18 protein-coding genes are annotated in these 23711 nt (G+C 46.1%); 5 read left to right on the top strand and 13 right to left on the bottom strand.

The annotated features are described in order from the left end of the window. Positions 1-4: 4 nt before the first annotated feature. The 5 genes from VFC92_05275 to VFC92_05255 form a co-directional block, all read right to left on the bottom strand. Positions 5-1156, bottom strand: a complete 1152-nt coding sequence (locus VFC92_05275; GenBank protein HZK07591.1) for a porin family protein — start codon at positions 1154-1156, stop codon at positions 5-7. A 136-nt stretch (positions 1157-1292) separates the two neighbouring features. Continuing rightward, positions 1293-2831, bottom strand: a complete 1539-nt coding sequence (locus VFC92_05270) for a sulfatase-like hydrolase/transferase (protein ID HZK07590.1) — start codon at positions 2829-2831, stop codon at positions 1293-1295. A gap of 180 nt (positions 2832-3011) precedes the next feature. After that, positions 3012-3923 (bottom strand): DUF5655 domain-containing protein, encoded by a 912-nt coding sequence (locus tag VFC92_05265; GenBank protein ID HZK07589.1) that lies wholly within the window; start codon positions 3921-3923, stop codon positions 3012-3014. Between the two features lie 28 nt (positions 3924-3951). Next, positions 3952-4308: a transcriptional regulator gene (locus tag VFC92_05260; protein HZK07588.1), complete on the bottom strand. Its 357-nt coding sequence runs from the start codon at positions 4306-4308 to the stop codon at positions 3952-3954. A gap of 20 nt (positions 4309-4328) precedes the next feature. Next, positions 4329-6125, bottom strand: coding sequence for a hypothetical protein (locus VFC92_05255; protein HZK07587.1), 1797 nt, complete (start codon positions 6123-6125; stop codon positions 4329-4331). Between the two features lie 213 nt (positions 6126-6338). On the opposite strand from VFC92_05255, the gene VFC92_05250 reads away from it, so the two are divergent. Next, positions 6339-6602, top strand: coding sequence for a hypothetical protein (locus VFC92_05250; GenBank protein HZK07586.1), 264 nt, complete (start codon positions 6339-6341; stop codon positions 6600-6602). A gap of 458 nt (positions 6603-7060) precedes the next feature. On the opposite strand, the gene VFC92_05245 is transcribed toward VFC92_05250, so the two are convergent. Both VFC92_05245 and VFC92_05240 read right to left on the bottom strand, forming a co-directional pair. Next, positions 7061-8026 (bottom strand): diacylglycerol kinase family protein, encoded by a 966-nt coding sequence (locus VFC92_05245; protein HZK07585.1) that lies wholly within the window; start codon positions 8024-8026, stop codon positions 7061-7063. Further along, positions 8023-9603 carry an O-antigen ligase family protein gene (locus VFC92_05240; GenBank protein ID HZK07584.1) on the bottom strand — a complete coding sequence of 527 codons (1581 nt, stop codon included), beginning with the start codon at positions 9601-9603 and terminating at the stop codon, positions 8023-8025. The genes VFC92_05245 and VFC92_05240 overlap by 4 nt, the downstream gene beginning before the upstream one ends. Positions 9604-9884: 281 nt before the next feature. Between VFC92_05240 and VFC92_05235 the strand changes: the two genes are divergently transcribed. Then, complete coding sequence (locus VFC92_05235) at positions 9885-10616, top strand: ElyC/SanA/YdcF family protein (GenBank protein ID HZK07583.1); 732 nt, start codon at positions 9885-9887, stop codon at positions 10614-10616. A gap of 232 nt (positions 10617-10848) precedes the next feature. After that, positions 10849-11736, top strand: a complete 888-nt coding sequence (locus VFC92_05230; GenBank protein HZK07582.1) for a glycosyltransferase — start codon at positions 10849-10851, stop codon at positions 11734-11736. Positions 11737-11947: 211 nt separating this feature from the next. Here VFC92_05230 and VFC92_05225 read toward each other — a convergent pair whose 3' ends face one another. From VFC92_05225 to VFC92_05210, 4 genes are all read right to left on the bottom strand, one after another. Further along, positions 11948-12712: a glycosyltransferase family 2 protein gene (locus tag VFC92_05225; protein HZK07581.1), complete on the bottom strand. Its 765-nt coding sequence runs from the start codon at positions 12710-12712 to the stop codon at positions 11948-11950. Positions 12713-13122: 410 nt separating this feature from the next. Beyond that, positions 13123-13848: an LPS export ABC transporter ATP-binding protein gene (gene lptB, locus VFC92_05220; protein ID HZK07580.1), complete on the bottom strand. Its 726-nt coding sequence runs from the start codon at positions 13846-13848 to the stop codon at positions 13123-13125. A gap of 41 nt (positions 13849-13889) precedes the next feature. Next, positions 13890-16352 carry a DUF5686 family protein gene (locus tag VFC92_05215; GenBank protein HZK07579.1) on the bottom strand — a complete coding sequence of 821 codons (2463 nt, stop codon included), beginning with the start codon at positions 16350-16352 and terminating at the stop codon, positions 13890-13892. Between the two features lie 414 nt (positions 16353-16766). Continuing rightward, on the bottom strand, positions 16767-17738 hold the full coding sequence (locus VFC92_05210) for a KpsF/GutQ family sugar-phosphate isomerase (protein HZK07578.1): 972 nt from the start codon (positions 17736-17738) through the stop codon (positions 16767-16769). Positions 17739-18064: 326 nt separating this feature from the next. On the opposite strand from VFC92_05210, the gene recQ reads away from it, so the two are divergent. Continuing rightward, positions 18065-20284 (top strand): DNA helicase RecQ, encoded by a 2220-nt coding sequence (gene recQ / locus VFC92_05205; GenBank protein ID HZK07577.1) that lies wholly within the window; start codon positions 18065-18067, stop codon positions 20282-20284. 102 nt (positions 20285-20386) lie between these two features. Next, positions 20387-20788 carry a DUF4296 domain-containing protein gene (locus VFC92_05200; GenBank protein ID HZK07576.1) on the top strand — a complete coding sequence of 134 codons (402 nt, stop codon included), beginning with the start codon at positions 20387-20389 and terminating at the stop codon, positions 20786-20788. A 154-nt stretch (positions 20789-20942) separates the two neighbouring features. On the opposite strand, the gene amrB is transcribed toward VFC92_05200, so the two are convergent. Beyond that, on the bottom strand, positions 20943-22421 hold the full coding sequence (gene amrB, locus VFC92_05195) for an AmmeMemoRadiSam system protein B (GenBank protein ID HZK07575.1): 1479 nt from the start codon (positions 22419-22421) through the stop codon (positions 20943-20945). A 454-nt stretch (positions 22422-22875) separates the two neighbouring features. Continuing rightward, positions 22876-23706: an MbnP family protein gene (locus tag VFC92_05190; GenBank protein HZK07574.1), complete on the bottom strand. Its 831-nt coding sequence runs from the start codon at positions 23704-23706 to the stop codon at positions 22876-22878. Positions 23707-23711: the final 5 nt, after the last annotated feature.

Here is a 23711-nt window from a genome sequence, read left to right as displayed (position 1 = left end):
GTTTTTAAAAATTAATTCCTGCTGAAATATTAATCATTGTATTTTTGTTTGAAAAAACATCTGATATGCCAAATTGCTGGCTATAACGTATTTCAAGAAATACAGCTCTTTTAAAATCAAGGTCATACTTTAATCCACAGCCCACTGCATACCCTATTTCATTTTTTGGTATTATTGATCCTTCAAACAAATCCTTTATCTCAATTCCATTTTCTGAAACAGATGATTCATACAAAAAACCTTCATTTTTTAGATTGTAAGAATAAACGGGTCCTGCATTAAAATACGGTCTGAAATTATTTTTTGGCAAGCTATACCTTACCAACAAGGGAACCTTTAAAGTGGAAACATTAATGATTAAATCTAAGTCTCTGGCTTCAGAGGTATACTCATATGAATATCCATGTTTAGAAAATAGTAACTCCACATGCACTGAAAAGTCACTTACAAGAATCGGATGGTCTATAAACACGCCAACCGAAAAGTCACTGTCATAATTATAGTCGAAATAATCCAAACCACTTTCCTTATTTTGTATCACATATTCAAAACCATCATTTTGCTTTTCTGAAGGTACTAGTTTGGAAAATTCATAACCAATTATAAACCCATACTTAAAATGGGGAAAAGGTTTCGATTCACATTTATTGTATCGTTTAATAAGTTTGGATAATGATCTTTTATTATAGCTAACAAGCTTGCAGGCATCTGAAACATTTGGACAGTCATCTGTAAAGTTTGCTAGAAGTTCAGAATAATGTTCTTTTGCAGCATCTTGTTTTGGCAATTCAACCAACGTCGCACTATCATTCTCCAAAAAGAAAGTCTTTATTCCCTTTCCTCTGTAGTAAAATAAAGTTGTTTTACCATTATGCAAACGTTCCAGAAAGACCCTTTTCGATGAGTCTGCTATTTGAATCTCCTTAGAAATATAAATCCGCCCATCTTTAAATCCATATTCATCAACTTCATACGGGGTGTAGTTTATTTTACTTTCACCTTTTTTAACCTGACAAAGCCTTGAGTTTATCAAGTCCCCGTTATCTATCAACTTTATTCCTACAGATGTTGAACTATCAATTGAAAAGTATGCATTCTGTCCAAAGGAGAGTATTGGAATAAATGAAATTAAAAATATTATGAAAAAATGTTTCATGGCGTTGCTCATATTGTGTTTAACGATTGTGTATTGTGACTTTTCCTTTTATTTCTGTTTTATCCGCATTTCTTTAAATCATTTAAACAAAAGTAGGTTTTTTTCCCCCATTCATACAGCAGAAGTATTTGATCACTTAATCAGGCATAATCAGTTCCAGTGGCTGATTTTCTTTTTCAGGAAAAAGCGCCTTTTTACTTTCCATTTCGGCCGACAAAGCCTTCATCATAATTTTGAGCTGTTCGGGATTTTCGTCTGCTACATTATTCGTTTCAAACGGATCTAATTTTAAGTTGAATAGCTCATAACGCGGTTGCCCTTCTATCGGATAATGGTAAACGATTTTCCAGTTGGAGGCCACCAGGCTCGTAAAATAACTGCTGCGGTGGGCATGCGGGAAGTGGTTTAGAAATAGCTCATTGCGCGCTTCATTGCGTCGGCCGCTAAGCTGCTGCTGAAGCGCAAAACCATCTGTAATATAACCATCAGGAGGTTTCACCTTGGCAACCTGGCACACGGTTGAGAAAATATCCACGACAGTGCCCATTTGCTGCTGAACTGCATGGGGTGCAATGGGTGATTGCTTCTGACAGGCAGCCGTTTCATTTTGCGAAAGCCATGCAGCAATAAATGGCACGCGCATGCCACCTTCCCAGTGATTTCCCTTTTTGCCTTTCAGCGGCGATGAGCTGCTGTAGTCATTTGCAATGGGCAGGGGCGCATCCGAACCATTATCTCCAAGAAACAACAGGAGTGTGTTTTCGCCCAGCCCCAAATCTCTGACGTGTTGCAAAATATCTCCCAACGATTTATCCATGCCCTCGATCAGTGTTGCGTAAGCCTGAGCCTCTTCCGATTTGTCCGAATTTTTATAGTTCTGTGCAAAACGCGGATCGGAATAAAATGGGGCATGCACGGCATAATGCGCCATGTAAAGGAAGAAAGGCTTGCCCTCTTTGTTGGCTTGCGAGATGGCCAGATTGGCTTCGAGAGTTAAGGCCTCCGTCAGAAAAATATCCGTGCCGTGGTATTTCTCCAGGCCAGGCACCGCTCTGGCTTTGTTGCCGGCAATATGTCCAAAGCCTTCCGTGCCCAAATAACTACCGGGCTGCCCAATGGAGCTGCCGGCAATGTTGACATCAAAGCCCAGATTACGCGGGTCTTCAGCTTCACTGTTGGTTGGGCCAAAATGCGCTTTGCCCACATGAATTGTTTTATAGCCCGCCTGCTGCAAGATTCGCGGAAGCGTTACCGACGCATTGGTAAGTCCCTTCCAGTTCCAGTTTGTAGGGCCAAACGCGTCGCGATTATTTTCTTCCGGATCAATCCAATTGGTCACCTTGTGGCGGGCAGCATTCTGACCCGTCAGAATTGACGTGCGCGATGGCGAACAAACCGAGTGGGCATAGATATTTGTGAAGCGGATGCCTTGCTCAGCAAGCTTTTCCATGTTGGGCGTTTTGTAATAGTCGTTCAGCGGATATTTCACCGGATTGTCAGCGGAATCCGTCAGAAACGGAACGGAAGTATCCATCAGCCCCATGTCGTCCACCAGAAAAACAATAATGTTTGGACGCGCATTTCCTTCATTTGGGGAAGTACACGAATACCCGAAAAGCAACGATGAGAGTGCAAAAGCTGATAAAATGAGTAGTATTCTAAACCTGGGTTTCATTGTTCTCTTTATCTTCTGATTGAAATTTTGTTTTTGAGAAGGAGGTATGGCGGTGAAGCAATGGATAGCTGCGGATAGCGTGATTCGTTTCTGTCAACCATTTCCACACCTACGGGATGGGCGACAAAACTCCCAATTATTTGCTTCACCCAACATTATTTATTGACTTTGTTATGTTTTTTATTGAGTCGAGTCATACGACTGATTTATTAAATCCAAAATATCTTCAATTGTGAACTTTCCGTCTTTTTCATCTTTTGGAGAAATATGCATTTGTCTTGTCATGTTACCATAACCATGGGTTTTGGGAATTGGCTTAGTAAGGTTTTTATTGTCAATCATTGTGTCATTGACAGTCCTAAAGGACAACTTTAAGCAATTACTTTTATTCTGAACTGCTATGTAAAGGAAACATCTTGATGTGGTGTAAATTATGTCTGCATTCGTCGTGTATCTTTCAATTTCAGAACCTATCTCTTTTATTCCCAGATCTAATCGCTCAAATAAGTCTTTTAGCTCATCGGATGCTCCTTGTAAATGTTGGTCAACAGTCCTAGCTGCCCTAGGTTCTTTCTCTCTTGTTAATACTTTATTTTTTGTTTTAATTAATTGCTCTGGCTCTTCTTCTCTTGAAATAACAAGAGACTCGTTTTCATAATACCTGTATTTCCATAATTCTGCACCAAGAGCTAATGCTAAACATTTATCATCTATGCTATATCCTTGGGCAAAGCACAAAATCCGTGGATTTGCAAAGTCAATTTCTCCATCCAAGTTTTTTAAATTCTTCCTAACTATTAATTCAAAAGAATCTGGATTTTGTTTTATCCAAGTCATGTATCTGTTTGCCTGAACGAGTTGACCTTTCTCCTGTGTTTTTTTATACTCAATTACAACGGGTCTGTTGCTTTCATCAAGGCCTAAAGTCTCAATTCTACCATGCTTTTCGGTAATGTGTTCATCCTTGATATATCGTATTCCAAAAATTTCCTCCAAGTTTTTATCAATGAGATGATGAAGTTCCAGCTCATTCGTAAATTCTTTCTGGTTTACTTTTTTTGCTTTGCTGTTTTTGATTTCAAATAATGGCATATTTCTCTGTTTTTAAAATTAAGCACATTTAATATTCCTTGATCAAAAGGTTCGTTGATAAATTCAGTCGCGGTGACAATTTTCTAATCATGTCAACGGTTAGTCTGCGCTTACGGTTCAGCACCTCCGATACTCTGCTTTTGCCACCCATTTCATCAATCAAATCCACTTGTTTAAGTTGCATTTCTTCCATCCTGATTTTAATTGCCTCGATGGGGTCAGGTGCTTCGATTAGATAATGCTTGTTTTCAAAATCGTCAACCATCAATCCAAGTATTTCAAGTTCGTCACTCTCTGGCGTGCCTGGTTTTGCATCAAAAATATCTTCTAATCTTTTCAACGCTGCTCTGTAATCAGCCTCTGTTTTGATAGGTTTCAAATTCATAATTGCAGTTTTTAAACAAGTTACTCCGTAATCCCCATTTTGCGCATCAGGAAGGTGGCGTTGAGGTTTTGGGAGATGCCCTCTTTTAGTTTGTAATCGAAGAGGAGGTTGTCGTTGACGATTTCCACTTCAAAGCGTTTGTTGGTGATGTTGTCGGGATGTTCTTTAGCCAGCTCGCCCAGGCTCAGGTCGTGGGTGGCAATGAGGCCGGAGGCTTCGTAGTGCAGCAGTTTGCGCAGTAGCGCCTTAGAGCCTTGCTGTTTGTCGGCAGAGTTGGTGCCTTTGAGGATTTCGTCGAGAATGATAAACAATTTGGTGCCACCCTCCAGCCGGTCGATGATGGCTTTGAGGCGTTTTAGCTCCGCAAAAAAGTAGGATTCACTTTTCAGCAGGTCGTCGGTGGTGCGCAGGCTGGTATAAATTTCGGCCGGTGAAAACGCAAACTCCGACGCGCACACCGGAGCGCCCGCCATGGCCAGGATAAAGTTGATGCCGACGGTGCGCAGGTAGGTGCTCTTGCCGGCCATGTTGGCGCCGGTGACGATATAAAACTCGCGCCAGCTATCAAAACTCACCGGATTGTCCACACGGCTTTCGGAATGGATAAGCGGATGGCCGCAACCTTCTGCTTTTAGCACAAAAGACTTTTCTGTAGGGAGCGGCATGATAAAGTCGGGGCGGTTGTGCCAATAATTTCCCAGACTGCTCATCGCGTCAATCTGCGCCACAATGTCGAGCCACTTCTCCACATGATCGGAGTAGTGTAGTCGCCAGCGTTCGAGACGTCGTGCCTGCAGGATGTCCCACAACACAAAATAATTGAGCAGCAGCCAGGCGAAAATATTGAGCCGGCTGTCGAAAGCCTGCGTAATCCTGCCCAGCTTGCGCAACGCCAGCGCCGAATGATGCTGCGCGGTAAGGTCGCTTTGCAGGTTTTTGAGCGGCGTACTGTCGAAGTTTTCGGCAGTTATCATTGCCAGCAGACGGCCATATTTTTGTAATACTTCGCCGCGGCGACTCAGCAGCTCATGGCTTTGCTGTACTTTTTTAGCTTTAGCGAAAGCGAAACCCAACGGCAAAAACATGTAGAGCACAAAAAGCTGAAAGCTAACGACGCCGGTCGCGAGCAGCGCCACCATGGCCGCGCCAGCTATGGGCGTGAGCACGATCAATACGCGGTACATATTACTGCCGAACTCCGCCGGCATGTGCAGCCACGAAAGCAGCCCGCGGGTATCATTGGTTTCTTCGCTTACGCGGATGCCTTCCGACTGAAACTGCTGCCGCCAGGCGCGCCGGCTTTTTAAATCGGTCACAGCCTGCTGCCGCTCTTTAATTTCTGTGGTCGAAAGGCTGGGTACGGAAAGCCATTGCGCCAAACGCGCGTTTCCCACCGAAGTAGCGGTGCGGTTGATGTATTGAAAAATGGAGCCGGCGCCAAAAATATCCAGATCGCCGGCATAGGGATGGCCGGGTTCGATGAAAAGCTTCCCATCGCCAAAGCTGCTGTAGTCGCCATCAAGCGCCTTTAGTTCGTTGCCGTTGATGGTGACAAGCCGCTGCAGCTCTTCGGTCTCCTGATGCACGCGCTGGTGCTGCAACACAATCAGGATAAACGCTACGACGAATGCAACGCTAACCATAATCACTGCCGCCGCAGAGATGCCTGCTGAGACATAAATCGCCACCATGCCTGCCAGAAAAATCGCAACCCGCAGAGCGCTGATCCGTGCCGTGCGACGCGTGGCTTTTTGTAGCTTGTGCTGATAATCGCTGAGAAGTTCGGTGTAGGTTTCTTTGGGAGAGGGTGTTGTCATGGTGCGGTTTGTATGGTTTGCATGCAATAATTCACCGGTGTGATTGAGGACATGTATTTGCTAATATTTTTCAGCGACAAAGATAGCAAACAACGCATGGTGCAACGGTACAGATCCCGCCGAGGCTGGTTGATTGAATTTAAAAGGAGAGGTTAAAACAAAAACTATAATTTTGTCCAGGCAATACGGTCATTGAATCTAAAATCACGAATCATGAATTTACAAGCTCAAAAGGCAATTATCATAGAGCAGTTTAAGCAGGTGGACGATGTAAACCTGATTAATGCCATTAAAAACATACTCGATTATGCTTTAACGAAAGAGCAGGAGCATTTTGAGATTCCTGAAGCGCACCGAAAATTAGTCATGGAGCGTTTTGATAAGGTACGAAAGCAGCCCGAATGGCTTTTGGATTGGGACGAAGCTAAAAAAAAGTTGAAGCCTGATGAAAAAGTACAAAGTTTAAATCGAACCTGAAGCCCTTGCCGATATTCAGGAAATTACCCATTGGTACAACAAACAGCAGGCAGTACTTGGTAATAGGTTTCAGGAAACAACTAATCAAGCATATTGACTCCCTAAACACAGACCCACAGATTTACGCAGTTCGTTACAATGAAATCCGCTGTGTTGTGGTTAGAAAATTTCCCTACATGATTCATTTCTTTATTAATGAAGAAAACAGTACCGTTGAAGTTTTATCCGTAATAAGCACCGATCGTAACCCTAAAATTTGGAAAGAAAAAACAGGGAATGATTAAAAAGCCTTGAAAAACCCCGAAGATTTAGCCATTTTACTTTAGTAATATCCGGCAAACTATTTTTTGGGAATGGCTCGGAGAGGTTGCTACAAGCCGCTGCCCAAAACCTCGGCGGTGCCGCCAATGGCGGCGTTTAGGGATACTTTTTTTTGATGTTCATATTTCATCCCAACTTCATGGCGCAGTATGAATAATAGCTCGCAGCGCGCGCGGCAGCAGTGTTATTTCCAGCGGCGCTTCGCCCAGGCTTTCGCCGTCGGCTTCCATCATAAAACCTTTCTTACGACTTTGTACCGTCACCTTGCGGGCGGTGAAGACTGCCACTTTGGGATGTTTGATAAAGGTGCCGGTGTAGAGGTTACGCAGTTGCGCCAGCAGTGTTCCCAGTCCAATCTTTTTTATAACAGTAATGTCCAGCAGGCCATCGTCGGGGATGGCGTGGGGCAGTTGTTTCATGCCGCCGCCATTGTAGCGGCAGATGCCTACGCTCATGCTGAAAATGTTGAAGCTATATCGTGTGCTGTCGATGGTAACCTCGATGATGCGCGGCTTGTACTCAAAAAGGCTGGTGAAAAGGTTTATAAAATAGGAGATGGCGTTGCCCTTGCCCTCGGCTTTTTGTTGGTTGGTTTTATGCGCCACCATAGCATCAAAACCCATCCCGGAAATATTCACAAAGTAGCGGGTGTCAAAAGACCCATTATTGCGATAGCTGACTATTCCGACATCCTGAACAAAGGTTTTGCCTTGCTTTATCACATCAATGGCCTGCTGATAATCGGCGGGAATTTCGAACATCCGACCCCAGTCGTTACCGGTTCCTACCGGGATGATGGCTACCGTAAAATCCATAGACGGCACTTCCGTTTGCCTAAAAATACCATTCACCACTTCGTTGAAGGTTCCATCGCCGCCCACGGCAATAAACCGGCGAAAACCCCTCTGTACAGCTTGCGTGGTAAGGGCTATTGCCTGAAGCATACGCTCGGTGAGCACGTATTCAAATTTAAAACCGCTCTCCTCAAGCATCTCGCGGATCTTCTCCCAGTCGCGCGCAATTTTTCGGTTGCCGGCATTGGGATTTACCACCACATACCACATCTCGTCGGGCGGGTTATTTTGTAGATTTTCGAGCGTCATGATTGGAGTTTAAAGAAATAATCTTTGTGGCTGCGCGCCAACAGCAGAAACGACATGAAAAAAGCAAAGAAGGTAGCGCCCGCCTGGTTTTCGATGGTGTCTTCGGTGAGCATCGAGAGGGTGAGGATACAGAAAAAGACGAGGTAAAAATAATCGGTGTACATGCCCCGGAGTTTTCCCGGCCAGATGAGGGTGAACAGAAACCACAGCAATCCAAAAATGCCAAGAGTGGCCAGCACGCTGAAATATTGGTTATGGGTGCGCCACCTATACTGTGGCTCCAGTTGCGAGTTGAGCTCTTCGTAGGCGGTTTGGAAAGCCTGCCGGATGTCGCCGGTGCCGGTTCCAAGCCAGAAGTTGTTGTGGATGATATGAAAGCCGGCACGCCAAAACTCGATGCGTTGCGCTACAGAATGTCCGCTGAGGTATCCCGAATATTTGTACAGCATCACCTCCCAGATGATGGTGCGCATGCGGTTTGTAAAGCTGGTTTCGACGGGCTGGTAAACGGTGGCATAGCCTTTTTCGATGTATCGGATATCGGTGTCGGCGAGGGTAGCTACACCTTCAGCATCTTTGCGCAGCCCTTTGCTTGTAAGGTAGCGGATGAGCGTATAGCGCACCCAATTGCCCCCGGCGTCCAGACTATCAAACGGGATGCTGCTGCGCTGCTGCCAACTGTTGCGAAGCTCAGTAATCTGGATGTATTGCCCAACCCAATGGCCGTTTTCGGCGCCTCTTAGCGTGGAGTCGTGGCGGTAAGGATTTCCGAGTTTTGTAGTTTGTTCGAGCCCCGGATGTAAAAAAGGCTCGTCGGGAATGTACTCCAGATAAAGTGCGCGGATGTAGAAAAACAAAATCAGAACAGCAGCTAATAATGCCGCCAGGATGCTGTATTTTAAAAGACGGCTGCGGCTGGTGAAAACAAATATTAGCGCAAGCAAACTCATCGTTGCCATCAAAATGGCGATGCCTGTGACGGATTCGAGGATGACCAGAAAGATTGCCAGCCAAACAACGGCCACAAAAAGGGCGATGCGTACCCAAAGTTTAAAAAAGCGCACACCGAAAACGAGATAAAGTCCCGCAAAGATGGCTACGCAAATATTGAGGCTAAAGCGGATGTGCGACATGAAAAGCGAAATAGTCCTGATCTCGGTGATCTCTTTGGTGAGCAGCTCGTGCATGCTGAAAAAAGTGCCGATCACATTTGCAGCGATGAATATTAGCATCAACCAATAAAACAAGCCGCGACTTACGCGTGGCGATGTAGAAATGATAATGGGTATTGCCAGCAGCGGCAACTTCGTCCGCAGATCTTTGAGCGCATAATCGAAATCGGTGGTCCAAAGCAATCCAACGACGTACAGCAAATAGAGGGACACCAGGAGCATGGCGGTTGGATTCCGGAAAAACCGGCGCCATTTATTCAGAATATCTTTGTCGAAAAGCCATATCGTCAGCAGCCAAAACTGCGAAACACTCATCAGAAACTTCGACAGTGGCAGTGCAATGAGCATCAGTGCCAGCCCGATATAATAGAGATGAGTGCGTGTTATCCCGAAGAAGTTGGTCATAAAAGCGAGAAAATTAAGCGGGTAAAGATAGAACGGATTTTTGTTTCGCGCCAAAAAGCTACTTTTGAGGCGGGAAAAATAGAATCGATAATATTAATGATAAGATGCCATTTAAAGATTTTTCAAATGACAAAATCCAAATGATAAATAAAATCCAAAAATCAAAAAGCTACGGATACTTGAAATTTGATTTTTGGGATTTTCATAATTGATTTTTATTTGTGATTGTTTACTCCGGCTACCGGCGGATGTTTTATTGTTTTTTGGGATTTCAGAAACACATGACAAGAACCTCTTCATACACGCATTTATGGCACCGCCTTGGTCGGCTGGCCATGCGAGTGCTGGCAGTAGCAGGCGCCATCGCCTTGCTGATGTTGGTGGTGAGTTTTACCTCGCTGCCATTTCATGCTTACCATCGGCTGGGAACTTTCGGTGATGATTTGCAGCAGGCTCCTGATTACATCGTGGTGATGGGCGCCGGCGCCATGCCCGGAGGCGCTGCACTGATGCGTTGCCATTATGCAGCGTTGGCCGCAAAAAGTTTTCCCCAGGCTAAGGTCATCATCACCATGCCGGCCGCTGCAGGTGATTTTCTCAACAGCACCGGCTACGAAATGTACCAGCAGATGACACTTTACGGCATCGCGCCCGATCGGTTTCGCTTTGAAAAGCATGGGACAAATACACACACTCAGGCCTGCGGCATCCGCCTGATGCAGGGAGTCGCCGACAATGATGTTTTACTTATCGTCACTTCGCCGGAGCACATTTATCGCAGCGTACACACTTTTAGTAAATGTGGTTTTACAAATGTCTTTGGCTTGCCGGCTTTTCAGGCAGCTTTCGATCCTGAGTTGTTGCTCAACCCGGACGAACGAGACAAATTGGTTACCTCGCCCGGCCGAAGTGTTGGTTTGCGTTACAACATGTGGAATTATTTGAAGCTCGAAATTGATGTGCTGCGCGAATACGTGGCCATTGCTTATTATAAAATTAAAGGATACATGTGAGGAAAGAGGGGATTGGTGAGCGGTGAGCGGTGAGCGGTGAGTGGTGAGCGAAAATTGAGAACCACAACGAACAACAAACAACACTTGCCCTGAGTGTCGGTTGGTGAGCGTTGGTTGGTGAGCGTAGTCGAACCAAGCCGAACCAAGTCGAAGGGAACAACGATTAACAATTAACGGATTAACGATTAACAATTAACGAACAACAAACACCAAAGAACAAACAACGATCAAAATGACCATTTCACCCATCACATTTCATCCCGCTGAAGCGGAATCATCACACAGATTTTCGATAGTAATTCCTACCTGGAATAATTTGCCGCATTTGCAGTTGCTCGTGCGCAGCATCCGGGAGCACAGCCGCTACCAACATCAGATAGTGGTGCACGTAAACGAAGGCTCCGACGGCACCCGCCAATGGGTGGAACAACAGAATTTTAGCTACAGCTATTCTAGCGAAAATGTAGGCGTTTGTTTTGCTTTTAATGCGGCTGCCTCGCTCGCAAAGAGTGACTTCCTGCTTCTCATCGACGACGACAACTACCTTCTGCCCGATTGGGATTTTTACCTTTGGCAGGAAGTCGAGAAAATCGGGCATCCCTATTTTGCGGTTTCGGCAACCAAAATAGAACCACGCAAAACCTTCAACCCCTGCGTGATTGCTCCCGAAGATTTTGGTCACAGCCCCGACACTTTTCGCGAAAGCGAGCTGCTGGCGCAATACAAAAACTATGAACACGCCGACTGGAATGGCAGCAGTTGGTACCCGCTGGTGGTGCACCGGCGCATGTGGGACCTGATAGGCGGGCTGAGCACGGAGTTTACGCCCGGCATGTATTCCGATCCTGATTTTATGATGAAACTTTGGCAGGTAGGCGTGCGCTATTTTAAAGGGGTGAGCGCCAGTCGTAGCTATCATTTTATCAGCAAAAGTGTGCGTCGTATTAAGAAAAATAATGGTCGTCGACAGTTTTTGCGCAAGTGGGGCATCAGCAACAGCACTTTCCGCACCGAATACCTACGAATGGGGACGCCATTTGCTGGCGCACTTCCGGAGCCGCAGGGGAGTGCATTGAAGTGGAAACGAATGAAAGATAAAATGAAATTACTTTGGAGCTGATGTTAAGCAATTCGCGTATGATCATGAAAATAGGTTGATGACAAAATCCCAAAAACATGATAAAAAATGCAGTAAGTCACCCGGTGAATTCCTGCAAAAGTAAGTAGCTGAACCCCTGAAAACAGAAAGACGCTCAGGAGCTATTCACCGGGCGACTGTAAAGATTGTTATTTGGAATTTTATTTAATGTGGCATCTGAGTTTGTGATTCACTACTTCTTTTCGGATGACCGATGGATGTGCCGCGCCTTTACATATTTCAGAAAGGTTTCGTGCGCAGTCATCCGGCAAACCACAAATCCATAAAAGCCGTCCCGGAAACCTCCGTGGATGATATAGTTGCGGATAAATTTCGCTATGGGTTTCACCAGAATTTTCAACAGGGTAGCACGGCGCCCGCGTGCCAGCAGTTCGCTGGCTGCGATGGTGCTGAACTTGTTGCTTTGTGCCACGTGTTCTTCGATGGTGTAGTAGGTGTAATGTAGCAGGTCGCCCTGCAGTTGGGCGGTAGTGGCACCGGGAACAAGCTCAAAACGATCGTGCGGATTTACGCCGCCCCATTTTCCGCGGCGGCTGTCGTACAACCGGAGCTTAGCATCGGGGTACCAGCCGCTGTGCCTGATCCAATGGCCGCAGTAGTTGGCCAGCCGGTTCATGGAATAGCCGTCTTGCGTCCAGCTATTTTTAATCTCAATAATACGTTTGGATAGCTCCGGCGTCAGTGCTTCGTCGGCATCGAGCGAGAGCTGATGTGGAAAAGCAGCTTGGCGCAAGGCAAAGTTTTTTTGTTCGATAAATCCTTCGAAGGGATGGCTGATCACGCGGGCGCTATATTTTTTACATATTTCTACCGTGTTGTCGGTCGATAGCGAATCCACCACCAGAATCTCGTCGGCCACTTTTTGCACGGAAGCCAGGCAGCGGGCTATGTTGCGCTCTTCGTTGAAGGTGATGACGACGACAGAAAGCTTGATCATGGAATTATTATTAGTGTTAATCTCTAAAGTCGATATTTTTATTCATTGTTGTCCGGTAAACATAATTTCTTTTGAATAGATTCTTCACTCCACTCCGTTTCGTTCAGAATGACAGCCTGTTAGGATTTTTGGGAGGGCTAAGTCGGCGGCTCCGCCGCCGACTTAGCCCTCCCTCCTCCAATCCCTCGCAAACCCTTGTCTTTCTGATCCGCCAAATGGCGGAGAAGAATCTATTGTTTTTAACCGGACACCAATAATTTTTATTAGAAAAATTCCAAAAAACAAATCCTAAAAAACAAATAGGTTCTAAACTTCAAATACCAAGTGCTTGTGATATTTTGGAAATTTGAACTTTTGATAATGGAATTTATTTGGAATTTGAATTATTGACTTTTGTAATTTATTTATCGTCATCGGCGCAATTCAAAATTCTGACCCAGATAGACACGCCTGACATGTTCGTCAGCAGCCAGTTCTTCGGAGCTGCCGGCTTTAAGTATCGATCCTTCAAAGAGCAGGTAGGCCCGATCGGTGATGCTGAGGGTTTCGTGTACGTTGTGGTCGGTGATGAGGATTCCGATATTTTTTTCTTTGAGCTTGGCCACGATTTGTTGGATGTCTTCCACAGCAATCGGATCCACGCCGGCAAACGGCTCGTCGAGCAGGATAAAGTTTGGATCTACGGCCAGCGCGCGTGCTATCTCAGTGCGGCGACGCTCGCCGCCCGACAGGGTGATGCCCAGACTTTTGCGTACGTGGGTTAGCCCAAACTCTTCGAGCATCTGTTCCATCCGCTCTTTTTGCTCCGTCTTTGTGAATTTTGTAAATTCCAGCACTGCTCTGATGTTGTCTTCCACGCTAAGTTTGCGAAACACCGAAGCTTCCTGCGCCAGATAGCCGATTCCACGCTTTGCGCGCCGATACATGGGCAGGTTGGTGATTTCGGCACCGTCGAGCAACACCTTGCCGGAGTAGGGTTTTATCAATCCCACGATCATGTAAAAAGTGGTGGTCTTGCCGGCACCGTTGGGTCCCAGCAATCCCACTATCTCACCTTGTTTCACCTGCACCGACACATCGTTCACCACCATTCGGTGCTTGTATTTTTTAAAAATATTTTTGGTTTCTAAAAGCATGTAATCAAAAGATAAAAAATAAAAGAGTGTAAAAGTATATTTTAAAAGGTAAACTGAAGGCTGAAGCGTACGCCGAACTTTGTGATGTTGGGATGGTCGCGATAGGAGAGGCGCCAGATTGCGTCCACGCGGATGATTTTGAAAATATTTTCGATGCCGGCGCCGGCTTCAAAATAAGGTTTATCCAATGTGTTCATGCCCTGCGGGAATACGGAATATTCGCGGTTGGCTTCGTCGAGGCCGCCGACGAGGCCTTTGGCGAAAATTACTTCGCGCCATTTCAGATGACGCAGCAATGGAACACGGTTGAAAAAGTAGCCGTCGAAATGGTGTGTGTAATAGACGCTCACATACTTGTCGCTGACAAACTCAAAGTAGTTCATCATATTAAATGAGTAGGGATCGAAGAAGTAGGTCTCGTTTCCTTCGTGGAGTTTGAGCAGCGGGAAAGGCAGCGTTCCCCATATTCGTCCGGCTTCGATGATGTATTTGCTCCATCCCAGGTTGAAAGTGTTGAACCAGTGGCTGATATTGACCTGCAGGCGATGGTATTCGTGGTCGCCGCCCAGGTGATCAGGGATTCCATAGCCGTATTGCAGCTCCAGGATGGGAAATTTAGCCCCCAGGCTTATCCTTTCAAATTCGCCCATCAAAAAGCGCTCTTTGTAGGCCAGGCGCGTATCGAGGCGGATTTCGGTAGAGGTGATGGCCGTTTCGCGTCCGACAGGCTGCAGGGTGTCGCCGCGCTGGAAATATTCAAAGTGGTTGTCGTTGATGGGGTAGAGGTTGCGATGGATAATATTGATCTTGTTGCTGAAACCATTAAACCATTCATGTTCATAAAAAGTGCTCCATTCTTCCACCAGCGAGAGCTTATCGGCAGGGTTGCGACGGAAGAGAAATGTTAGAAAAAAATCTTCGCGGAAAGCGTTTTGGCTTGCCCCCAATTGTTCGAGGTCGTATTTAAATTCTCCACCCACTGCACGGCGTGGGTTTTTGTTGAGCATGTACAACACGCCGCCGCCATATTTCCACTGGCTGTCGAGGGTGCCGAAGGCAGTGTAGGCCGAGAGCATGATGCGTTTGCTGAATTTGTTGCTGGTGCGGCCACCCAATCGAAACCGGGCGCCCTCCACGGCGTTGAAGCTCATCATGGAGGCGTAAGGGCCTATTTCGAAAAATCCTGTTTCGTAGTAGCCCGTTGTGATCATCTGAATGATGTCGATGTAGGTGTTGAATTTGGGGATGGTCTTCAGCGTGTCGATCATATAATAGATGGTCTTCTCGTCGCGTGTAAGCTCCTCGTGGCGCTGCTCCCGCCAAAATTCATCGGGATGTTCGTTGGCATCTTTTTCCACAACTACGTTTACCGGCAAACGATAGAAATCATCGGGCTTGGGTTGGTTTATCACAAAATTGCGGTAGGTGGTGGTTTTGCGTCCAAAAAACCCTACTATTTTGTCGTCTTTTTCCACTACGTTCAGGTCGCCGATGATGTAGTCTTTGGTAAGCAACCAATACTTTCCGTCGATCAGATCGAACTCTTTGGCAATCATCAGGTCGTTTACAAAGTTGATGTTGGCGTCGTCCATGATGCGCATCTCCACCTGGCGTATGGCGAAGGTGGTATCGTGTACCCAGAAGTTTCCGGTGAAGGTAAGCGTTTGTTTATGCCGTGGTTTAAACACAATCTTGTAGCACCATTTATTATCAAAATAGGCGCTGTCGATGAGATAATATTTATAAAAATTCAATCCGAAGTTGGCGACGGGGCTGATGAAGTTTTTCTGAAAAAGGCCTATGTAGTTGTCGTAGATGTTGGTGTGCTTAAATTTGTCGCCCAGAAACTGCATCACACTTTCATTTTCGATGCCGGAAATTTTGGTTGCTTTTACTTTTTCGATGCTTTTGCTGGGATTGCTTTTGGAATAAACATCCGAAATAGACTCCGACAGAAAGATGGGCAGATAGGTCTTTCCATTAACCGTGGAAGTATCCACATTATCAAAAATAAATTCGAAATGGCGGAAGATGCGGCGTTCCTTAAAGTTGTCGGTGATGTTGTTGGCGTCTATCTGCATTTTGTTGTAAGCCTCGTACTGATAGGCTTCGTACTGATCGGGGTCGTTGTGTTTTTTGTTTTCGATGATCTTGCGCAGCAGCACCTCGGCCGGGTTTTCGCCCGCTACGATCACAACCGTTTCGAGCTCCTGGATGCTGGGTAGTAATTTGAAATTGATATACTGGAATTTGCCTTTAATAACTTTTTGGGGTTGGGTATGATAACCAATAAAAGAAGCGGTGAGGCTGTCGCCGGGCGATTTTGTTTCGATAGAATATTTGCCATCGAAGTCGGTGGTGACGCCCTGGGTGGTGTTGCGGAAAACGATGTTAACAAAAGGCAGCGGCTCGCCGGTAAGAGAATCGGTGACGGTTCCCATTATCTTGGTAAGTTGACCAAAAGCAGCATTGCTACAGACCAGTGTCCATAGCAAAATCACCATTCGGACTTTACTCTTTGGGAAAAATCTCATGTACATAATCCTCCATAAAACAGCCTATAAAACCATCCTGAAAAAAAATTATTGCCGCATGTCGTATTAAAACGCAGGAATCAGCGACTGGTTTGGAAAGAGGGTGATTATTTTCACATTCAGGCACAGCAGCGAAAATCTCCGGACAGTTTAAGAATCTACGAATTGATAGGAATTAAGCTAATTAACACGAATTTGGATTGACTACAATTCCGGGGGTTTGGACGAGCTGAGCCTCGTCTGGTCTATTCTTGCAGGTTCCTGCCTGTTTTCAAAATGAAGCCAATTTATTAAAAAAGCCAGCCGGGCATGCAGGATCAGATTCAAATTTAATAATTAGCGGCAATTCGCCTAATTGGTAAAATTCGCGGACAAATAATTCTTTTATAAAATCCCTTCCTTGAGGATGTCGTGAAGATGAATGATGCCCACGTATTCGCCCTGCTCAGTGACGATGAGCTGTGTGATGTTGTTGTTGCGCATGATTTCGAGGGCATGAGCGACGAGGATTTCGGCTTCAATGGTTTTGGGGTTGCGCGACATGATGTCTTCTGCCGTGAGATTGTCAGCGGATTTACCTTGCTGTATCATTCGACGCAGGTCGCCATCGGTGATGATGCCCGCCAGCTTTCCCAGTTGCATTACGACGGTAGCCCCCAGGCGTTTCGAAGAGATTTCGATAATGGCGTCCTGCACAGAGGTGTCGTGCTGTACAAGAGGTTTTTCGTTGTTAATATACAAATCGGCTACCCGTAGGAAAAGTTTTTTCCCGAGCGCTCCTCCCGGATGCACCATGGCAAAGTCGCGGATGGTGAAGCCGCGGTATTCGAGAAGGCATACCGCCAAAGCATCGCCCATAGCAAGTTGTGCAGTAGTGCTGGAGGTGGGCGCCAGATTGTTTGGGCAGGCTTCATGTGCTACTGCTGTGTTGATGATAAGATCGGCCTGCTTACCAAGATAAGAGTCGCGATGGCCTGTCATTGCAATAAGCTTGTTCCCCGAGAGTTTTAGGTACGGAATGAGCACTTTTATTTCGGGCGTGTTTCCGCTGTTGGAGATGCATACTATTACATCTTCCTTTCGGATGGCTCCCAGATCGCCATGAACGGCATCGGCAGCATGGATAAAAATAGCAGGAGTGCCGGTAGAATTTAGTGTGGCAACAATCTTATGGCCGATGATGGCGCTCTTGCCAATGCCGGTTATGACCACCCGGCCCTTACAATGATAAATAAGAGTGATACACTTGTAGAAATCATCATCCACATATTCTTTGAGTTGCAAAATAGCATCAGCCTCTGTCTGTAGGGTGTTTCGGGCGAGTTCCTGTATTTGTGCGCGAGTGAGTTTCATCATCAATTAAATAAAGAGAAAATAAAAAAGGTTAAATGTTGTCGGCAAAACTACTGGTTTATCACCAAATAGCTTTATTTTTAGATTTCTGAAAAAAGAACAGATTTCGCTGCTAATAAGCTGTAAAATAATGTAAGCAGTAGCATTTACCGGCTTTTCTCGAAAAAATGAGTTAGATTTGTCTTGTTTGATTGATATGGAATTAATAAAAACTATTAAATAAAAAGAATCGTCATAAAGGCTCGTTCGCGTGCAACTATAACTACTGAAAAAAGAAAATATTAAAAAACTTGCTTACTGACTACTGTGCAGTAACAACACACTGAACTATGTTTAACTTCGAACCGACACTTACCGAAGCCAAAAACTTGCCGCTGAACAAAGTGCTTAAACGCATTTTTGGTTTCGACAGTTTTAAAGGCAACCAGGAACCAGTCATACAAAATTTACTTCAAGGCAAAGATACCTTTGTCATCATGCCCACCGGCGGGGGAAAATCTATGTGTTATCAGTTGCCCGCTATTATCCAACCAGGCACAGCCATCATCGTTTCCCCACTTATTGCGTTGATGAAAAACCAGGTGGATGCCCTTCGCAACTTTGGCTCCAAACCCGGGATTGCCCATTTTATGAATAGCTCGCTCACCCGCGGCGAAATAGCGCAGGTGAAGGAAGATCTTACCAACGGCCTCACCAAGCTGCTTTATGTAGCTCCCGAATCGCTTACCAAAGAAGAAAATGTGGAGTTTCTCAGAGGCATCACCATTTCCTTTTACGCCATCGACGAGGCGCACTGTATCTCGGAGTGGGGGCACGATTTCCGCCCGGAATACCGGAGGCTGCGTCCTATCATCGACGCCATTGGCCAGGATGTGCCTGTGATAGCGCTTACCGCTACGGCTACACCTAAAGTTCAGCACGACATTTTGAAAAACCTCGATATCCTCGACGCCACCGTTTACAAATCATCATTCGACCGGCCAAACCTATACTATGAGGTACGTCCCAAAACTACCGACGTCATCAAGGATATCATCAGATACATCAAAAACAATTCAGGGAAATCGGGGATTGTGTATTGCCTGAGCCGCAAAAAGGTTGAAGAACTCGCCGAAACACTACAGGTAAACGGCATCAAAGCTTTGCCTTATCATGCAGGGCTCGACGCAGCCACCCGGCGCAACAATCAGGATAGGTTTCTGATGGAAGAGGACGATGTAATTGTTGCTACCATTGCTTTTGGCATGGGAATAGACAAGCCTGACGTTCGTTTTGTGATTCATCACGATATGCCTAAAAGCCTCGAAGGCTACTACCAGGAGACTGGTCGTGCCGGCCGCGACGATGGTGAGGGAAACTGTATTACCTTTTACAGCTATGACGACATTCAGAAGCTAGAGAAGTTTATGAAGGGCAAGCCGGTGGCTGAGCAGGAGATCGCGCAGCAGCTGCTGCTGGAAACTGTTTCGTATGCCGAATCGTCGATTTGCCGCCACGTGCAGTTGCTTCATTACTTTGGTGAAGACCTGAAACAGGAAAACTGCGGAGCCTGCGATAACTGTTTGCATCCCAAAGAAAAGTTTGATGGCAGCGAATACATCGAAATCGTTTTGGATGCCATCCTCGAGGTTAAGCAACTCTTCAAAGCCAAGCACATTGTCAATATTTTGGTAGGAAAAAATACTGCTACGCTCAAATCGTACAAACATCACAAAATTGAAAGCTTCGGGCGGGGCGCCGATCAGGACGACAAATTCTGGAATGCCATTATCCGGCAGGCGCTTGTCGCAAACCTTGTCAAAAAAGATATCGACAATTATGGTCTGCTCAAGGTGACCAAGCAGGGCTATGATTATCTGGATGCCCCATATACCTTGATGCTGGCCCGTGACCACGACTACGACAGCCCCGAGGATGAGGACGACATGATTACCGGCGCTCACAAAACAACCAGCGCCGATCAAGCGCTCTACAGCATGCTTAAGGATTTGCGTAAGCAAATCTCACGAAAAGAAAAATTGCCGCCTTTTGTCATCTTCCAGGACCCATCGCTCGAAGATATGTCGATACAATACCCCATTACCATTGATGAGCTTACGCAGATTACTGGCGTAGGTGTGGGAAAAGCACAGAAGTACGGCGCTCCTTTCCTCGACCTCATCAGTAACTACGTGGAGGAAAATGAAATAATGAGACCCAACGACCTGGTGGTGAAGTCGGTGGTAAATAAATCAGGCATGAAAGTTTACATCATCAAAAGCATCGATCGCAAGCTCTCACTCGATGATATTGCGCACACCAAAAACCTGACCCTCGATGAAATGATTACGGAGATTGAAAGCATCGTGGCCTCGGGTACCAAGCTCGATATCAATTATTACATACAGGAGGCGGTGGATCAATACCATCAGGAAGAGATCACTGACTATTGGCGTGAAGCCGAATCGGATTCGATACAGAAAGCCCTCGACGAGCTGGGTGAGGAAGAATACAATGAGACGGAGGTCCGGCTGATGCGTATCAAATTTTTGTCGGAGGTGGGCAACTAATCCTTCGGACAAAACTCACAAAAAAGTGGCGCAAGTAAGTTCCTGCGCCTTTTTTGTTTGCCGGGCTTATTTTAAAACAATCATATTTATCGCTTTCGCTAAATGAAAAAATCAGAAAATATCAAATACCGCTGTCGGATGGTTTTGTTGGTGATGCTTATCGCTATAACAGCACTTGCAGCCGGATGCAGCCCTGCCGGCGAAAAAAAGTCGGTACGTGTTCCTGATCATATCATTTCTCCCGATTCGATGGTAAGTCTCATTGCCGACCTGCAGATTACCGAGGCTACGCTGCGGGAATACAAAAGGCTGGGGCAGGAAGACGACGTCCGCAGCCGGGCTTTTATGGCCGAAGTTTTTGCAAAACATAATGTCACTCCCCAACAATACGATTCGAGTACTGCCTGGTATGAGCAACATCTCGACCTTTATCAGCAAATTTATGCCGACGTGGTGACGCTTCTTTCACAGATGCAGGCCGAAGCGGGAAATAGCGGGAAATAGAAGGATTTCAACCGGAGTTGTTACACAGTGCCCCGGCTTGAGCTTGTCGAAAGGTTACTCTGTGTAAAACACTGTGAAATTTATAAACTGAGCATCGGTGGCTGAGCGGAGTCGAAGCCAGTCGAAGCCAGTTTGTCGAAGGGAACAACGAATTTTACCTGGCAACATTCTTCTCTTCAATCACCAGCGCTTCATAAACATAAATCTCGGCGTCTTTCCAGCCATCGCTTCCAATGCGTGCTTTGTCGGCAGCGCAATGTTCCAGAAGCTGCAGGGTATTCCATCCCGTATTTTCGGCAACTTGCGGAAGAAAGGTTCCCGTCATTTTTCCTTTGCGGATAAAAATGCCATGCTTTCCCGGAATGATTTCATCGATATCATCGATGCGGTGCATGGGTGTGAGCACAGATATTTCGATCTGCAGGTCTGGAAGCTCATCAGCAGATAACCTTTCAAAACGATAATCGCGGGTGGCCGCCGAAACGGCCATTTTATGCACGGTTTCCCAGAGCGGCATCTCTGCTTCAAGTCTGCCGATGCAGCCGCGCAGATTTCCTTTACGGTGCAGGCTTACAAAAGCGCCCATAGGCACCGTTAGTTTATCAGGAAGGTTGTTCAAATCATAACCCAGGTGCTTTTTACCGAGAACTACATCTTCGACTGCATCATGCGCTATCTGGAGGAGTTGTTTTTTTTCATCGGCAGTCAGCAGAAATTTTCGTGGTTCCTCTTTCTTTTCATCAAAAGAGATAGCCCAGTAACCAACCACGCCGCTCTTGTCGCCGCGGGGTGCGTCGCCCGAATTGGTATAATCCAAAAGGTTTACCCGTATGTTTTCGTGATGGCAGGTAAGATGCAGCAGCGTCAGAACCGACGACCATCCACAAATGCTCGTTGCAAGGTTGGCGATAGGAGGGGCGTTGTTTTGCGCGATTGTTTCAAGAAATGCTTCAGGCGAATTTTGGGCGATGGCTTCAGCTGTGCGGCGGTCGTTGGCCACGGCATCGGCATAAGCCGGATAATGCGAAAAGTCGCTACTGATGACAAATAAATTTTCGGTGGTGAAATAGGGTTTCAATGCCTCAGCAATCTTTTCAATGTCCCGATGCGATTGGGTAGTAATTATTATGGGAACGATACAGAATTCCTTTTGCAGATGATATTGCAGAAATGGCAATTGCACTTCCAGGCTGTGTTCGGTGAGATGAGCGTCGGCATGAAAAGTGAAAGTTTTGTTATCGCGGGTAAGCTGATTGGCCAGGTCAAGGTCAACTTTTACAGTCCCCAGTGGTGTGATGTAGTGGCCACGGTTGTAGATGGAAGCCCCTTCGTGTTTCACGCGGTGGCTGCTGCCAATGAGAAAAACGCGCTGATACTTTCGCTTGGGATCGATCTGGTTGAAGGCATGGGCAGCCGTTTGCCCCGAAAACATATAGCCGGCATGCGGTGCGATGATGGCGCGTAAATTTTTGTTTTCCCGGGATTTTGCCAGCGCAAAATAATGTTGCAGGGCCTCGCGCAAACTTTCGGCATCAGCCGGATAAAACTGGCCGGCAACGCAGGGCTGGCGGTGTTCAAATCGGGCATCAGATGTTTTGGGTGATGGCTTTCCTGAAAACATTTTTTTTAGCATGTCACATAGTTTTTATGGGAGTATAGCGAAGAGTGATTGAGTGATAGTTAGAACAAATGCCTCATGGGATTGTTGCGGGTTGTCATTTCGATGCATCCTCATTATGGGTCTCACCGCGGAGGCTCGAAGACGCGGAGAAGAACTTATTTTATCGCGGAGGCGAAGAGATTAATAAAAGTAGTTTTTCTTGTTTTCCGCTGTATCCTATCGTTTTCGTGGTTTTTTCTTGTTTTTTAATAATACTAATCATTGTTGTCCGGTAAACATAATTTCCTTTAAATAGATTCTGATCCGCCGGTTGGCGGATCAGAATGACAAGGCATTAGAGTTTTTGAGAGGGCTAAGCTGGCGGCGCAGCCGCCAGCTTAGCCCTCTCTCCTCCAATCCATCGCAAGCCATTGTCATTCTGAGCGTAGCGAAGAATCTATTGTTTTTAATCGGTCACCATTGAATACTAATCCTGTTTTAAGCTAAACGTGAAAACATCTGCCTTCCCGTTTTCGCACCCCAGTTGCATGGCAGCCTGCTGTTGCATGATGTCGCCGCCCCACACATCGTGGTCGTAGGTATGCGGATGCTGAAACCAGTTTTCGATATTCATTTGTATCTCGCCCTTAACAGCCTTTCCTTGTTCTGCATCGAAAGAAGAAGCTGGCAGGGTAATCTCAAAATAATTCTGAATAAAACCGACGATCGAATCGGGGTTGCTGCCTCCGCCGCCATATTCCTGTCCGATGCCCAGATGAAAATTAAAAGGTTTCACCACGCCATCCGTAGCCAGCCATTTGCCGTTGAGTTTCAGGTAATGATAGCCGCCGCCCATATATTCGGGCCAGAACATGTCGCGCTCCGGCGGATTGACAAACATCAGCGATTGGTTTTTCTCTTCACTGATTCCAAACGTAAAAGTGATTTTATCCACATGCCCCGGCTTGAGAATGTCAGGGGGATTAAAAAAATGTGTTTCCGGCAAATCCGTATCTACATAATGAATGGCCTGCCAGCCATCGAGTGCTTGCCGGCTGCCATCGCTGTAATGCAGTGTAATATCCGACACAAAGTATTGAATCTCATTTACCAGATAATGGTTGCCGGCAGCGTTCACGTAACGCATGGTGTCGTACTGTAATGGTTCGCCATTATTAAGATGTTCAAAGCTGAGCATGAGACGTGCCGACGGATAATCAGGCTGTGGGTCGTGCCCGTTATCGCAAGCTGAAAAACTCAAGATCCCTGCCGTCATCAGCAGGATGATAAAAAAGGTTGTTTGATTCCAAATCTTCATATTAA

This window comes from Bacteroidales bacterium (genome assembly GCA_035647615.1).
GTDB lineage: Bacteria > Bacteroidota > Bacteroidia > Bacteroidales > 4484-276 > SABY01.
Note: the sequence above shows the minus strand (reverse complement) of the source record. Positions and strands in the feature narration are given on the sequence as shown.

What these genes read in the sequence shown, in the direction of transcription:
- VFC92_05275 (HZK07591.1), bottom strand. Translation starts at nt 1,156, where the DNA reads ATGAAACATTTTTTCATAATATTTTTAATTTCATTTATTCCAATACTC.
- VFC92_05270 (HZK07590.1), bottom strand. Translation starts at nt 2,831, where the DNA reads ATGAAACCCAGGTTTAGAATACTACTCATTTTATCAGCTTTTGCACTC.
- VFC92_05265 (HZK07589.1), bottom strand. Translation starts at nt 3,923, where the DNA reads ATGCCATTATTTGAAATCAAAAACAGCAAAGCAAAAAAAGTAAACCAG.
- VFC92_05260 (HZK07588.1), bottom strand. Translation starts at nt 4,308, where the DNA reads ATGAATTTGAAACCTATCAAAACAGAGGCTGATTACAGAGCAGCGTTG.
- VFC92_05255 (HZK07587.1), bottom strand. Translation starts at nt 6,125, where the DNA reads ATGACAACACCCTCTCCCAAAGAAACCTACACCGAACTTCTCAGCGAT.
- VFC92_05250 (HZK07586.1), top strand. Translation starts at nt 6,339, where the DNA reads ATGAATTTACAAGCTCAAAAGGCAATTATCATAGAGCAGTTTAAGCAG.
- VFC92_05245 (HZK07585.1), bottom strand. Translation starts at nt 8,026, where the DNA reads ATGACGCTCGAAAATCTACAAAATAACCCGCCCGACGAGATGTGGTAT.
- VFC92_05240 (HZK07584.1), bottom strand. Translation starts at nt 9,603, where the DNA reads ATGACCAACTTCTTCGGGATAACACGCACTCATCTCTATTATATCGGG.
- VFC92_05235 (HZK07583.1), top strand. Translation starts at nt 9,885, where the DNA reads ATGACAAGAACCTCTTCATACACGCATTTATGGCACCGCCTTGGTCGG.
- VFC92_05230 (HZK07582.1), top strand. Translation starts at nt 10,849, where the DNA reads ATGACCATTTCACCCATCACATTTCATCCCGCTGAAGCGGAATCATCA.
- VFC92_05225 (HZK07581.1), bottom strand. Translation starts at nt 12,712, where the DNA reads ATGATCAAGCTTTCTGTCGTCGTCATCACCTTCAACGAAGAGCGCAAC.
- lptB (HZK07580.1), bottom strand. Translation starts at nt 13,848, where the DNA reads ATGCTTTTAGAAACCAAAAATATTTTTAAAAAATACAAGCACCGAATG.
- VFC92_05215 (HZK07579.1), bottom strand. Translation starts at nt 16,352, where the DNA reads ATGGTGATTTTGCTATGGACACTGGTCTGTAGCAATGCTGCTTTTGGT.
- VFC92_05210 (HZK07578.1), bottom strand. Translation starts at nt 17,738, where the DNA reads ATGATGAAACTCACTCGCGCACAAATACAGGAACTCGCCCGAAACACC.
- recQ (HZK07577.1), top strand. Translation starts at nt 18,065, where the DNA reads ATGTTTAACTTCGAACCGACACTTACCGAAGCCAAAAACTTGCCGCTG.
- VFC92_05200 (HZK07576.1), top strand. Translation starts at nt 20,387, where the DNA reads ATGAAAAAATCAGAAAATATCAAATACCGCTGTCGGATGGTTTTGTTG.
- amrB (HZK07575.1), bottom strand. Translation starts at nt 22,421, where the DNA reads ATGCTAAAAAAAATGTTTTCAGGAAAGCCATCACCCAAAACATCTGAT.
- VFC92_05190 (HZK07574.1), bottom strand. Translation starts at nt 23,706, where the DNA reads ATGAAGATTTGGAATCAAACAACCTTTTTTATCATCCTGCTGATGACG.